The organism is Hydrogenispora ethanolica (genome assembly GCF_004340685.1).
GTDB lineage: Bacteria > Bacillota > UBA4882 > UBA8346 > UBA8346 > Hydrogenispora > Hydrogenispora ethanolica.
Genome location: NZ_SLUN01000024.1, coordinates 78,461 through 91,885 on the forward strand (window position 1 = coordinate 78,461; position 13,425 = coordinate 91,885).

At 43.6% G+C, this 13,425-nt stretch carries 11 protein-coding genes and 1 pseudogene; 4 read left to right on the forward strand and 8 right to left on the reverse strand.

Annotated elements, in window-relative coordinates; translation table 11 throughout:
* Positions 1-37: 37 nt before the first annotated feature.
* From EDC14_RS17775 to EDC14_RS17800, 6 genes are all read right to left on the reverse strand, one after another.
* Positions 38-1,267 (reverse strand): restriction endonuclease subunit S, encoded by a 1,230-nt coding sequence (locus EDC14_RS17775; protein ID WP_132015654.1) that lies wholly within the window; start codon positions 1,265-1,267, stop codon positions 38-40.
* A 75-nt stretch (positions 1,268-1,342) separates the two neighbouring features.
* The gene (dinD, locus tag EDC14_RS17780; protein WP_132015655.1) at positions 1,343-2,212 is read right to left on the reverse strand and encodes a DNA damage-inducible protein D; all 870 of its coding nucleotides are present in this window, start codon (positions 2,210-2,212) and stop codon (positions 1,343-1,345) included.
* Between the two features lie 39 nt (positions 2,213-2,251).
* Complete coding sequence (locus EDC14_RS17785) at positions 2,252-3,820, reverse strand: type I restriction-modification system subunit M (RefSeq protein WP_132015656.1); 1,569 nt, start codon at positions 3,818-3,820, stop codon at positions 2,252-2,254.
* 7 nt (positions 3,821-3,827) lie between these two features.
* Positions 3,828-4,397 (reverse strand): restriction endonuclease subunit S, encoded by a 570-nt coding sequence (locus tag EDC14_RS17790; protein ID WP_243663004.1) that lies wholly within the window; start codon positions 4,395-4,397, stop codon positions 3,828-3,830.
* Positions 4,398-4,832: 435 nt separating this feature from the next.
* Positions 4,833-5,222, reverse strand: a complete 390-nt coding sequence (locus EDC14_RS17795; RefSeq protein WP_132015658.1) for a hypothetical protein — start codon at positions 5,220-5,222, stop codon at positions 4,833-4,835.
* 87 nt (positions 5,223-5,309) lie between these two features.
* Positions 5,310-5,486 carry an aspartyl-phosphate phosphatase Spo0E family protein gene (locus EDC14_RS17800; protein WP_243663000.1) on the reverse strand — a complete coding sequence of 59 codons (177 nt, stop codon included), beginning with the start codon at positions 5,484-5,486 and terminating at the stop codon, positions 5,310-5,312.
* A 384-nt stretch (positions 5,487-5,870) separates the two neighbouring features.
* On the opposite strand from EDC14_RS17800, the gene EDC14_RS17805 reads away from it, so the two are divergent.
* The 4 genes from EDC14_RS17805 to EDC14_RS17825 all read left to right on the forward strand — a co-directional run bounded on the left by EDC14_RS17805 (position 5,871) and on the right by EDC14_RS17825 (position 9,061).
* The gene (locus EDC14_RS17805; protein ID WP_132015659.1) at positions 5,871-6,173 is read left to right on the forward strand and encodes a helix-turn-helix domain-containing protein; all 303 of its coding nucleotides are present in this window, start codon (positions 5,871-5,873) and stop codon (positions 6,171-6,173) included.
* Positions 6,174-6,255: 82 nt separating this feature from the next.
* A complete protein-coding gene (locus EDC14_RS17810) occupies positions 6,256-6,435 on the forward strand; it encodes a helix-turn-helix domain-containing protein (RefSeq protein WP_243663001.1) in 180 nt (59 codons plus the stop codon).
* 53 nt (positions 6,436-6,488) lie between these two features.
* Complete coding sequence (locus tag EDC14_RS17815; RefSeq protein ID WP_132015660.1) at positions 6,489-6,854, forward strand: VOC family protein; 366 nt, start codon at positions 6,489-6,491, stop codon at positions 6,852-6,854.
* 854 nt (positions 6,855-7,708) lie between these two features.
* On the forward strand, positions 7,709-9,061 hold the full coding sequence (locus EDC14_RS17825; RefSeq protein ID WP_132015661.1) for a helix-turn-helix domain-containing protein: 1,353 nt from the start codon (positions 7,709-7,711) through the stop codon (positions 9,059-9,061).
* Positions 9,062-9,805: 744 nt separating this feature from the next.
* Here EDC14_RS17825 and EDC14_RS17830 read toward each other — a convergent pair.
* Positions 9,806-11,734: a glycoside hydrolase family 127 protein gene (locus tag EDC14_RS17830; RefSeq protein ID WP_132015662.1), complete on the reverse strand. Its 1,929-nt coding sequence runs from the start codon at positions 11,732-11,734 to the stop codon at positions 9,806-9,808.
* 1,093 nt (positions 11,735-12,827) lie between these two features.
* Positions 12,828-13,001: pseudogene (locus EDC14_RS17835) on the reverse strand (transposase); the annotation flags it as partial.
* Positions 13,002-13,425 lie beyond the last annotated feature (424 nt).

Here is a 13,425-nt window from a genome sequence, read left to right on the forward strand (position 1 = left end):
GGATCTACAACCCGACCAACAAGGAAATATATAACAATTATCTATATTTGTTAATAATTTCGAGCTTAATTCTCCATGTTCCGGTGAGCATTTTCTGCATCAACCCGCTTTTTTGAATCTTATACTTGTCTGCCAGTTGCTTAAGGAGATCGATTTCCTCCCTTGCAGTAATTACATATTCCGCAATAGCTTTTTGAGCAGTTTCATCTACTGGCAAATGGAGTTTCTTGCTAATGAATGTTTTATTTGTAATTGCAAGCGTGTTTTTCGCCCCCTTTTGAATAAGGGAATAGAGATAGTTACGAGCCCTTGTTGGAGAGCTAAAATAGAAATCGATCACAATTCCCAAATGAAAACTCTTAGGAGTAAACACGCCATAAAGAGGAGAAACGATAACATCCTTAGAAACATAGCTCTGCTTTACAACTCCCAAAGGGAAATTACCAGTTGGGCTTTTGGTATAAACAATGTCACCGTAATGGGCGCAGTTATAGTTTTCCGTATTTGATGCTGAAAAGGATCTCCCTAAGTGTTCAATCTGATTCACAAGCCCTTTATGGACGGATACAGAGTAGACTTCTTCATTCCCGGTACTTTTATCACCATGCTCAATAAGTACGTCTTTCAACCTTATTGATTTCCATCCCTTATAGTTACAGGCATTCTTGCGATTAAAAAGTTCCCTACCATAAGCATCCAATCTTTGTTCCTTCGCCCTAATCAACCGCTCGGTCTTCTCGATGGCCTCATCCCAAGTTGAAAGCAAATCGGCAATGGCTTTTTGTTCAGGAATAGGAGGAATAGCTATATTTAGGTTTTCAAGCAAATCTATATTTAACCGTCCAGTACCATGACCAGCGGAATCAACAAGACCAAGCAATTCCCTTTTTTTAGATTTAAGAAACATTAGAAGATAATTGGGATCAACATCTTTCTTTGGAATCAAAGCTTTGATATCTTGATTAAAAGCTAAATCACGACCTGCTAAACAAACAGGAACATCTTTGAATAAAGTCATACCCCTTACCAATATTAAAAGAGAATTCTTTGGTGCTATTTTAGCATGGTTGGTCCCTTCATCTGTAAGTCGGTCGATTGAGTTTTCAAGAACTGGGACTTTGAGATCCTTAGCAGTTATCCAGGGGAAATTACCGCCCCAATAATTATTATTATTTTTACTAGGTGTTCCCCCAGATTTCAAAACACCTGCCTCTTTTAAAGGAATAATTTTTGTATTTTTAACTTCTCTCGAAATTTTTTCATTCATCCCTGAATCTCCTTAATCTTCTCTGCAATCTTTCCAAGAACCATTGCAAGCTCATTATCGATTTTCAATTCATACTTAGTCCTGTTCATTCACAGCCCCGCCATCCGGCAGCTCACTGTCCTTAATCAACTTCTTTTCCGCCGATTTCACCCGGCGCTCCAGTTTCTTCAAGTCCTCTTCGGGCGGCAGCTCTTCCGGCTTGATCCCTCTTTCACCCAAGATATTGCGGACACTGGTATTATTCTGCACATGCTCCGAAGTGATCGCGATTTCGCCATATAAATCATGTTGTTTTACATTATAATTGGTAATCTCGGTCGCCAGATTTTTAGCGGCGATGGTTACAGTAGGTAAAAAATCAGCTAAAGGCCGGTTCTGAGGGATATTAAGTTTATCTTTCATCTGGGCGGTGGTGTTTCCGCCAAATAAAGCGGCGTCGCCTTTCGAACGGATGCGGCCAAATCCTTTATCATCCACGCCCCGTTCATAAATATTTCTTGATAGCTCTGCTTCCGACTCCGTCAGTTTTTGACGCGCCTGAAGACGTTCGTGCAAGCGGATCCGTTCTTCTATCAGTTCCTGTTTTCGGGTTTGTAATGCAAAATAAGTTTGGGCGAAAGCAATGGTCTCCTTGCGCGGGTCGCCATTTTGAGCAATAAGGTAACAAGCATAACGGGTCAACATCACATCATCAACCGGGCGCTCAGCGCTGGAGCCGATTTTGACCATTTTGGTGACGTCAACAAAATGGTTTTTTACTTCAGTGCCGGAATTCCGAGCAGCTTCTTTGGCTTTATCGATCACATTAAGGAAATTGCGCCAATCGCTATATTCCAATACTTCTTGCAAATCCCTGGCAAACCAATATTCAATATCAGAATCCGGAACCTGTTGAACAATGGAATTAAAGGCATTTGTCAAAACAACTATCGTATTATTGTCCATGCTTTCGACCCCCTTATCTCAAAAGATTTTTAACCCCGTTTACCGTTGAATCTCCTTCAACTTCTCCGCCATCTTCGCCCTTACTTCCGCCAGTTCTTTTTCCAATTGATCTATTTCCAACTGAACCGCATCGATATCGATCTCCGCTTCCTCTTCAAACGTATCCACATAACGCGGAATATTGAGATTGAAGTCGTTGTCCTTGATCTCCGCGAAGTCCGCGACATGGGCGTATTTCTCCACCTCAGTCCGGGCGGTGTAGGTCTCCATGACCTTTGCCAGATGCTCGTCCGAGAGCGTATTCTGGTTCTTCCCGGAGAGATACTCCCGGCTGGCATCGATGAATAAAACATCCTTACAATCTTCCCGTACTCCGCCCTTTTCCCGGGAGCGGTCAAAGACCAGGATGGCTACTGGAATATTGGTGGTCGGAAAAAGATTGCCCGGCAGTCCGACTACCGCATCGAGCAGATTTTCCTCGATCATCTTTTGCCGGATACGCCCTTCGGCCGCTCCCCGAAAGAGCACTCCGTGAGGGACAACCACGGCAACCCGACCTTCTTTTTCTAGCGCCGTCTCTACCATATGGCTGATAAAAGCCCAATCACCTTTACTGGCCGGTGGCACGCCGCGCCAAAACCGGTTATACTGATCGCTCTCGGCATTTTCCGCGCCCCATTTATCTAAGGAGAAGGGGGGATTGGCCACCACGCAGTTGAATCTCATGAGACGGTCGTTTTCCACCAGTAGCGGACTATTTAAGGTGTCGCACCATTCAATCCGGGCGCTGTCAAAACTATGCAGGAACATATTCATGCGGCAGAGCGCCCAGGTACTGCCATTGGATTCTTGTCCAAATAAAGCAAAGTTGCGGTCCCCAACTTGTTTAGCCGCCTGGATCAAGAGACCGCCGGAGCCGCAAGCCGGATCACAAATACGATCTCCCGGCTTGGGCCCTGCAAGTTTGGCGACTAGTTCGGTGACTTTGAGCGGGGTAAAGAACTCCCCAGCCTTTTTACCCGAATCCGAAGCAAAACGCTCAATCAAGTAGATATAGGTATTACCGATCACATCCTCAGAAACGAGACTGGGTTTCATATTAAGCTGAGGTTTGTTGAAGTCTTCCAGCAGTTGCTTTAAACGACGATTACGATCTTTGGTTTTGCCAAGATTGGCTTCACTGTTAAAATCGATATTCCGGAAAACTCCTTCGAGTTTGGTTTTGTTAGATTCTTCAATATGATCGAGAACAATATTGATTAACTCACCGATGTTTGCCGCCGATCTACGGTCATAAAGGCTATAATAGGTAGCAGGAAACTCATCCAACATAACCTCTGCACCGGTTTTTTCGTTTTTTTCAGTCAGTTTAACCAACGGAAGAACAAAACGTTCACGCTCAAGTTTACGGCGGATGCGGGCGTCATCATCCCCGTACTGTTCTTGGTAGGCTTCGTAATGATCCTGCCATATATCAGAGATGTATTTTAGAAACAACATCACCAGGATGTAGTCTTTATACTGTGCCGGGTCAATAACTCCTCTGAAAGTGTCACACGCCGCCCATGCCGCGTTATTAATATCTTTCTGATCGATCATACCGCTCATGATTTGTTTATTCTCCTTTTGCAAACTGCATTAATTGTACTGAAATAAACTGCTTTCTCTTTTCAGCCAACCTGTGTAGAAGAGTCAATTCCCGTTCGGATAATGAGGCAAGCTCAATGATATTTTTTTGTTGTTCCAAGGTAGGCAATGGTATCTCCAGCTCCTCTATTGCCTCCTTGCTAATCATTTTCTGAGACGTTCCCATGGCTCTGCTGGTTAAAAAAATCTGTGCGTCACGCTGACTAATGTACCAATTCAGGAATTCTGGCAGAATCTTATCCGGCTTCATGATTCTAATTCGTAATAATGGCGCGGCCACAACAGCCATTCCCGGATCGGCGAGAAGAACCGCGGCTGTCGTTGCTTGGCCACGCGACCTAAATATTAAATCTCCTTTTCGTACGAGGTGGTGTTCTTTAATCCCCTCCATATCAATTTTCATCAATTCGTCACAGCCAACTGTATTATTGTCCAAAAGATTCTTCATTTGGATGACTGCCATCCCACCAGCTTTTGAAGCTTCGAGTCGGGTTCTAAACGAATACCCCATTTGGACGGTTGCTAGCTTTTTTAACATTACTTTCACAGCATCACCAACCATTTACAGAAACTATGTTACTGTAATAGTAAATCTTGATAATAAAAAAGTCAAGATGAATTTGGCAGTAATATCGTTTCTGTATTTCTTATGAAAACTTAAAACCCGTATAGGAGTTTATAAGTTTTAATCCTAAAAGCCATGTGATAAAGTCCTCAAATTCGGAAATCACTCTTTCAAAGGATAAAAATTTGACTTTATCACTTGCTTCTCTGAGCTTTTGTGTTCACCCTGGCCTTCGGACAGGGTTTATTACAACGCTTCTAAATAAGTCGAATTAAATTTCTATGATGCATCTGTCCCGTAAGTCTTCCATGATGGATAAATTAAGGAATTGAATTCAATTTATTACCGCTGTAATAGGATTTTAGCCGCACTTCCCCGACTTATCCACAGCCAAAACCGTTAACCACGTTAAACGGATCCATTTATCCACAAAAATAGGTCGCTCATCACAAAAAGAGCTTGCTGAGTGACTGAGCAAGCTCTTTTATTCACAAAACCAGCTCGCTCATCCACAAAAAGAGCTTGCTGAACGACTGAGCGAGCTCTCTTATTCACAAAACCAGCTCGCTCATCCACAAAAAGAGCTTGCTGAGCGACTGAGCGAGCTCTCTTATTCACAAAACCAGCTCGCTCATCCACAAAAAGAGCTTGCTGAACGACTGAGTGAGCTCTCTCAATCACCCAAAGAGATCCATGATTTACAAAATAAGCCTCTTTCAGCTCCTCAACCCGGTCACGTATCCTTAAAACGACGCCAAAAGAAAAGAGAGTTCTTCCCTTTGAGCTCTCTGCAATCACGCGGCGCTAGCAGCTTTGAAACTTTCATCTCTTTGAACGGCGCGGGCCAAAAGCCGCCGGCATTCCCGGTTCCATGGCGCCGGACTGTCAGCGCCAGCCTTCTGCCGCGACCCGCCGGTGATATTCATTCAGCAAACCATCCAATTCGATACTGGCGTCTAAAACCTCGGGATCGGTATAACCTTTTTCATTCCGCAGTTGCTGCATCCGGTCACGGAGAAGCTCGATCTGTTCGTAGAGCATTCGTAATGAAATTGTATCCATATCGATGGACATCCTTGGTTGATACCTCAATTCCCCATTTAACCCCTTTATAGTAAGAAACGAGTTTTTTTGAAGCTTCCTTCATTAAAAGCATGACCGGCTTTACCCGCTGCTTCTTTTTAATCCCGGTCCGCTTCCAGTTTAATAATTCCCGCGCTTATCGCGAAGCTTGAAAGATAGATAAAAGCTCGCTTCAACCTATCGCTATAAAAAAATCAACCATGTCCAGGATTTTTCTAACAAATTTATCCTTATTATACCATATATATCCTTAAAATAGAATATTAATATCTAATATACGCAAGTGCATTGAATAAATTACCTCCGTATAATGGACATAACAAGTATTCGTAATTGTTTAACTAAACAGGAGTGCATACTTCAATGCGGAAAAAAGATCAGGACAGGTTTTTTCCAATATATAAGGAAGTGGGACGAAGGATTGCATTCTTTCGGAACCTGCGCGGATTGAGTCAGGAAGAACTTGCTGCCAAAATCGATATTAGTGCCAGTCATTTAAGCAAAATCGAAGCGCCAAACATCCAAATCAGTTTTTCCTTTGATATGCTTTTACGAATCGCCGAGGGATTGGACATCCAGGTTGCGGCACTCTTTGCGCCGGTGGATACGGTCAGCGTTCATTTTGATAATCAGTATTTGAATCATGAGTCAGGCGGTTCGGTTTGAAGGATAATTTTCTGGAAAGTATCGGGAGATCGGCAGAAGAATTGCTTTTTATCGCAGTAAACGGGGTATCTCGCAGGAGACTTTGGGCGAAAAAATCAGTTATAGCAAAAGCTATATCAGCAAGATCGAGGCATCCGGCTCGGATGTTTCTTATTCATTGGATATTTTGTTCGCCATAGCGGCAGGATTAGAATTGGACCCGGTGATTTTTCTGTTGCCGATCAGCGAGGAAAATTTCGAGAAGTATCGGACGGATAAATGAACTGGTTGAGAACTCTCGTCTTACTCAATTTTATTTTTTGAGGAGGCAATCCTATGAAATTCTGTTGGAGCACTTTAAGAGTGAAGGACTTGGAAGAATCAATCAAGTTTTACACAGACATCGTCGGGCTTGAGGTGGTAAACAAATTTAGCGCTGGACCCGGAGTGGAAATTGCCTTTTTAGATAGCGGGGAAACAAAAATCGAACTCATTTGCGACGGCGAGAACAGGGATTCCAATGTCGGCAACGACATTTCCTGGGGATTTGAAGTCGGCTCTCTCGATAAGGCGCTCGCGCTGGTTAAAGAAAAAGGCATCCCGGTTGACAGCGGCCCGCTCCAGCCGAACCCCCATGTGAAATTTTTCTTCATCAAGGATCCAAACGGCATGAAAATACAATTGGTGGAAAATATGGCGTAAGACAATCGGTAATGAGAAAGTAGAAAGTAGGATGGCTGAGCTTACGAAGGATAGGAAACGCTCATTTGATTAAGCCGGTGTGATGCCCCAATTGATAAAACTGGCGCGTTTCCATGAAGTTTCCACCGATTGGATTTAATTTGGCGATGACGGTTCCGCAAGAAATTCCAACGAAAACTTGATCTATGTCCCGGACTCAAAATTACGGACATTTTTTATATTGCTGGTTAAAATGTGGCAGGAAGGTAGCCAGGATGTGCGCGGCTGGATGATCGTTCAATTGGAAAAAGCTTTTCCAGAGATCGCGCTAAAAATAAATAATAACTTGTCTTCGGTCTTGCATCTTCAAACAACCATCATCCCTATTTCCTCAATCCCTGAGAAGTTTAACACGATTTAGCCCATTAGACATCCTCAAATTAGGACATTAAAGCCGTAAGTGCACTGATTTAAAAGCCATGTGATAAAGTCTTTCGAAACGAGACCAGCATGCAAAAAGGTTTAAAAATCGACTTTATCACTTGCTTCTCTGAGCTTTTGTGGATAACCCTGTCCTTCGGACAGGGTTTATCACAACGCTTTTAATTCCCTCCGTACAATGAATATAGCAAGTGTTTCATGACTGTGGAACTGAATGGAGTGCGCCAATCCATGCGGAAAAAAGATCAGGACAGGTTTTTCCCAATATATAAGGAAGTGGGACGAAGGATCGCATTCTTTCGAAACCTGCGCGGATTGAGTCAGCTTTTAAAAAAACAAAAAACTCGCATCGTCAAAACCCGCTTAAAAATAACGGGCGCAATATTTTTTTATATGCTACTCTAATTAATGATTAAAGAAGGTGAAATGTAGAAATGAACTGGATTAACAAGATGAACGATGCGCTATCTTATATTGAAGAGCATCTTGACGGTACGATAGAGTACGATGAAATAGCAAAGATAACGCTTTGCTCTATCGGTGCTTTTCAGCGGTTTTTTATGCTGGCATCCGGTATTGCGCTGTCGGAGTACATACGGCGTAGGCGTTTATCACTTGCGGCAAAAGACATTCTTAACACAGAAGATAAAATCATTGATATTGCGTTGCGCTACGGCTATGAAACGCCGGATGCGTTTACTGTTGCGTTCAAACGCTTATATAACGTGACACCATCTACTGCGCGTAATTTGGGCAGTCCACTAAAGACATATTACCGAATGTTTTTTTCACTGTCTGTAACCTACGTGAAAGGAGAAGATGAAATGATACTGATGAATGTAGACAAGTATCGATACAAAGAACCGCTCTTTGAAGGAGCAAGGATTGTTCTTTCCTATTTAGGAAGTAATTTTTCACCGGAATATATTGGAGGTATTTCCGGAGCGGCATTCAAGATTGCAGGGGGTTGCCCCAGCAGACCGACCTGCGTCTATGATGTGTGGACACCTGATTTTATCAGAAGCTTAGGTTATTCAATCCATGAAATGTCTTGCGGAAACGAAGATGAAAACAACAAGATGATTGAAGCAGTAAAAGAATATATCTCATTAGGGAAACCCGTCCTTGTTTGGCATGCTTTTACAAACTCTGAATGGGATGTTGTTTGCGGCTTTGATGAACAGCAAAAACAGTTCATCGGACGTGGCTCTTATCTTGGCAATACCGAATATGAGCGTGCATCTTGGGATAGGGCCGCAAGCTGTGACATCTGCCCACCTTTTGGAGCTATCTTGGTTGGCGAATGCTCCGGTATATTCGATAATAAAAAAGCCGAAAAAAATGCGCTGGTAAACGCAGTCACCCATGCCAGAAAGAAAATCGACAAGGGCGGGGACAGAGAGTCTTATTTGCTTCAAGGCATTGAGTTTTACCATGAATGGGCAAGGCTTTATTCACAACCAGGTAAAGAGCGTGATGCAGCTGATGCCTATTGCTCGGATATATATGCGTCCGTTCGAAAAGCGGCGGTAATCTTTCTTCGAGAGATTTCTGTTAAATATTCTGAAAGTGCGAAAGATTCACTTCGCAGGGCCGCAGATATGTTTGAAGAAGAAGCAAGATATCTTGAAAAAGCAAAACCATATCTATCATGGGATTCCCCTTGGGGTATTGATGAAGAACGCAGTAACGCGGTTGCGCCACTTCTCAAAAATGCCGCAATATCTTATGAGAAAGCTATTGTTTTTTTAGAAAACTCGATTTCTATTATTGATGGAATATTATAGCGATTTACGTTACTTGCAAGCAGAGGAAGGTACACGCACCGATGGACGCGCAAATAGAGAATAAATTCGGCGCGAGACCACCGACTCTTATCGGCGACCGCCTTAACTTAAAACGTATGGTAAAGTATCTGGGATGACACTAAAAGCGTTGTGATAAACCCTGTCCGAAGGCCAGGGTGAACACAAAAGCTCAGAAAAGCAAGTGATAAAGTCGTTTTTTAGTCCATTGAAAGGATGATTTCCGAATTTGAGGACTTTATCACAACGCTTCTAAAAGGCGTTTTTTTACTTTGCTTTACCCACTCAGGGCTGGAAATATGCTATTTTTGTGCCTAATACATTTTTCAAGAGAGAGTTTGTAAAACCCCAAAGTTAACGATGTGCAGAGGCTCATATACGCCATGTCCGCTACTGAAATCGGACTGTTATTTGCGGCTTCCATTGCCGCTAATTCTCGCCCGCTTTCCTGCCGCTTCAAACGCCCTTGCCCTCCACGGCGGCAACGGCATTTGAAGCGGCAACGCTGACAGAGCGTATAATACACACGACTTTGCTTCGCAAAGTCGTGTGCCAAGGGGCAAGCCCCTTTGGAATGCACATCACCAAATTGGCACTGGCAAATAGCATGAAGACCCGGTTCAAGTTCTTGGCTATTCCGCGATATGATACTTGGAATAGCCGAATTGTCGCTGGACTCGACTCGAACAATACGACGTCGCTGGGGTTGCCGCTTGGGCAATTGGGCTAATCACGAACCGCCGTATCGCGTAGCCAAACTGTGGAACGCCCCCCACGGTTCAACCGGGCGTAATTCGGTACCAAAGTAAAGGCCATACCGTCCGCAAAATTCCCTTGAATCGTGTTGACCCCACCCAACAATGAACCATTCCATTGCACGGACAGCGGCGCCGCAGGTGAAAGAACGTGTTTGATGAAATTGGTGTCATTATGAATATCAACGCTTTCCAGGTTATAGACTAACGGCCCGTACTGGATGGCTACGCTGTTGTTATCAGCTGTAATGTTACTGACAGCCTTAATTCGTTGTACAACCATCGGCAGGGTCATGGTAATTTTATCGCCTGCGGCCCAAGTACGGTTAATGGCTACATAACCATTGGTAGCTGCGGTACTGTAAGAAGTCCCGTTAACTGAAATCGAGCTGATTTCGTTATTACTGGGAGTCGCCGTATAACAACCACTCGGGCAACGGTTCGGCGAATGCAAGTAAATCGTAAAAGCTTTCGTGACTAAAGGATTGACGGTAATGGTTACATTACCGTTAATCGGATAATCCGTTGCTTGAACGACCTGGACATTGGTGCCGGCTACCCCATTAATCGTAAAGGTGCTGCCAACATAGAGATTGATGTAGAGGTTATTGCTATCGCCACTCTTGGCATACATCCACATTGGAAGTTCCAAAAGTGTTCTAGGAATATTGCCGGTACAGCAAGGACAGCTATTCCAAGAATAACGGGCCGCTGTCGTATCTAAGGAATTGGTATACGTATAGTTTTGCGCATTGAGATCAACTGAGCCAAGTACATTGTTGTATAACGCGTTTTCGAGCAGGTCAATATATTTGCCGTTGCCTGTCCAGAGGTTCATTTCACGTTGCAAATAAACGTTTCCGGTACCCGCACACGATTCACAATAGGCGGTCTCGTTGGGCAGTGAGTAATCCGCGCCAAAGCCTTCGGAAGTCTCGCCACTGCCCACGCCCCCGGTAATATATAATTTGCGGTTCACGAAATCGTCCCAAATTGCATTCACGGCATTTCCATAACTGGAATTGTTGAGTAACATCGCGACATCGGTCATACCGGCATATAAATACATCGCCCGGACCGCATGCCCGACTGCCGCAGTTTGATTGACCGGATAAGTCGTACTTTGATCATAATCATTGCCCGGCCCGGCATAACGGTTGTCCAGCAACACTTTCGCCAGTTGAATGTATTTATCGCCTTTACCGGCGCCGTCGTTTTGGTTAACGAATATCCCCAACCCGCACAAGGCCCGTTCCATTTCTTCATGACCGTCGTACCAATTCGGATGGGATGTGCCCGGTCCGATGTTACTGCACCAACAATCGGCCAGTTTCTTCGCAGCATTGTAAAGAGTGGGATCTGTTTTATTGGTATAGAGGTAATGCATGATACCGGCCTGAATGAAAAATCCTCCGACATATCCTTCATGGGCGGTCTTATCGCTCCACCGGGCATAACCGCCAAGGGTGGTGTAAGTATGGAGGTACCCGTCGGATTCCTGGGCGGAGAGAATCTTGGGAATCCAATCGGCCAATTTGGATTTCATGGCGTTTTGGGCGTCAATAATTGCCGTGTCGCCTTGCGGATCAATCATGAAAGCCGCGCACATCGACTCCACTGTGTTGATGACATATTGATCGGCAAACGGGTGGCCGACATGAGCGCTATAAGATTTCCCGGCCAATTTGTTACCGGCGTTGACAAAGTTTTGGATCCCGCCCTCAACCAAACCGGTGTTGGACAATTGGCTTTCCAACCAAGGTATCCAGTTGATGATTTCATTTTTAATGCGGGCATTCCAGAAAGTGCTAGTGATTTTGAACCCATTGGCCGGATCTACCCGTTGTAAGTAATGGGTCGTCGTTGATGTTACCTCAGCCGCGGAAATCAATTTTTTCATTTACTCATCTCCTTGTTTATTATGGGCCAAATCAACTTCGTTTTCCCCTCCTTTCCTGATTAAGACTGGCCATTCGGGGACTGGTATATTTTCTTTATAGGCCACGTTGTCACCCGAAAATCCAACCCGGGTTAAACGGACGAACAGGCATTCACTTTTCCGGCGAAAAAGAATCTTTGGTTTGATTTTGGATTTAAATAATTATTTATTTATCTGAGTATCAAGTTTACTCAGCAAACACTATATGGTTCTGTACCCCCAAGTAAGGAGAACCCTATCTGTCACTTTGAATAAAGGAATTGGAGGATAAATCATGACGCCAATGGACCTAACCCTCGCCCTTCCCCGGAGCAGCCTATGAAAGCAGATTATACAAGGGGAAGGGTAACCTTGGGCTTCGAACTCTAAGATCTGAAGCCTTCAACGCCTTATGACTTTTTTCAAGCAGCAACCGATGCTTTCGCAATTCAAGGCATTTAGAAGCCATGTGATAAAGTCTCTTTCACTTCGATTCGACCTGCAAAAGGATGTTAACACCGACTTTATCACTTGCTTCTCTGAGCTTTTGTGTTCACCCTGGCCTTCGGACAGGGTTTATCACAACGCTTTTAGAGGTCAGCGGCTATGGGTTACCCTTCCCGTCGAATCGGCTTCCCTGAACAACTTCTCTAGGGAAGGGCGAGGGTTAGGTCCAAATTTCTATCATACCTTCGTATTTTCTTGCGGAGCTAACTTGATAGTCAGATTTATTTAAACCATTAAATAATTATGTCGAAGCTAAATTCAAAATTATCGCTAAAGAGAAGGTTTGTTATTGATTTAATGATTATTTTATTTAAACGATTAAATATCGAGGAACGTCCTATTCTATTGTTTCCGACAAAGGGCAATTGAATTTATATATAGTTCTTTTATAACGTTTGAAATGAATTAAAGGTTAAACTCGGGGTGATGCAAAATTAGAAACAAAAATAGGATTATTCGCTAAATAAAATTGATAAAACATCTCGTTTACTAATTGAAGCATTTAAGACCTAATATTCACCATATTTGACCTGTTTCCAAGGGTATTCCCCTGGAAAAGGCGTGGCTATACCCCATGCTCATTGGCTGAAGTTGCCGTTACGGTGTGGACATAGCCGCTGCCTGCGTCCACCCCAGAATGGATTTTCATTCCATAGTGCCATTGGTTCCCTTTTTTGGTTTGGTGCATTTCCGGGTCGCGTTCGCCGCTTTGGTTTTTCGTGGAACTTGGGGCGGCTACAATTTAATTATAAATCGATTATATTTTTAATATAGGGCCAATAATTTGACAAAGAGTGACATATCCCGTCATTCAATGTTTCTCTTTATAAAACCATCAAAAATAATTTCATCCAGTCAGCCTGATGGCTTTAACATCTTAAGGAAGGTCTGGGACCTATGCTGTACATGATTGCTTAAAGCCGGAGGATATTCCCGAAGACAGAGCCCAGCTTGCTGAACGATTGAGCCGCTCATTCTTCCGAAAAAAGCTCGCTCATCCACAAAAAGAGCTTGCCGGGCGACTGAGCAAGCTCGCTCATTCACAAAACAAGCTTACTTATCCACAAAACGAGCTTGCTGATGATTATAAATTTAGATCCGGAAGGGCTTTACCAGAACATATGTTCGTGATAAAATAAACTAAAGAACAAATGTTCTGGGAGGGA

Excerpts from the sequence above, each read along its gene's own strand:
- dinD (WP_132015655.1), bottom strand. The coding sequence starts at position 2,212 with ATGGACAATAATACGATAGTTGTTTTGACAAATGCCTTTAATTCCATT.
- EDC14_RS17805 (WP_132015659.1), top strand. The coding sequence starts at position 5,871 with ATGCGGAAAAAAGATCAGGACAGGTTTTTTCCAATATATAAGGAAGTG.
- EDC14_RS17825 (WP_132015661.1), top strand. The coding sequence starts at position 7,709 with ATGAACTGGATTAACAAGATGAACGATGCGCTATCTTATATTGAAGAG.
- EDC14_RS17815 (WP_132015660.1), top strand. The coding sequence starts at position 6,489 with ATGAAATTCTGTTGGAGCACTTTAAGAGTGAAGGACTTGGAAGAATCA.
- EDC14_RS17830 (WP_132015662.1), bottom strand. The coding sequence starts at position 11,734 with ATGAAAAAATTGATTTCCGCGGCTGAGGTAACATCAACGACGACCCAT.
- EDC14_RS17790 (WP_243663004.1), bottom strand. The coding sequence starts at position 4,397 with ATGTTAAAAAAGCTAGCAACCGTCCAAATGGGGTATTCGTTTAGAACC.
- EDC14_RS17800 (WP_243663000.1), bottom strand. The coding sequence starts at position 5,486 with ATGGATACAATTTCATTACGAATGCTCTACGAACAGATCGAGCTTCTC.
- EDC14_RS17775 (WP_132015654.1), bottom strand. The coding sequence starts at position 1,267 with ATGAATGAAAAAATTTCGAGAGAAGTTAAAAATACAAAAATTATTCCT.
- EDC14_RS17785 (WP_132015656.1), bottom strand. The coding sequence starts at position 3,820 with ATGAGCGGTATGATCGATCAGAAAGATATTAATAACGCGGCATGGGCG.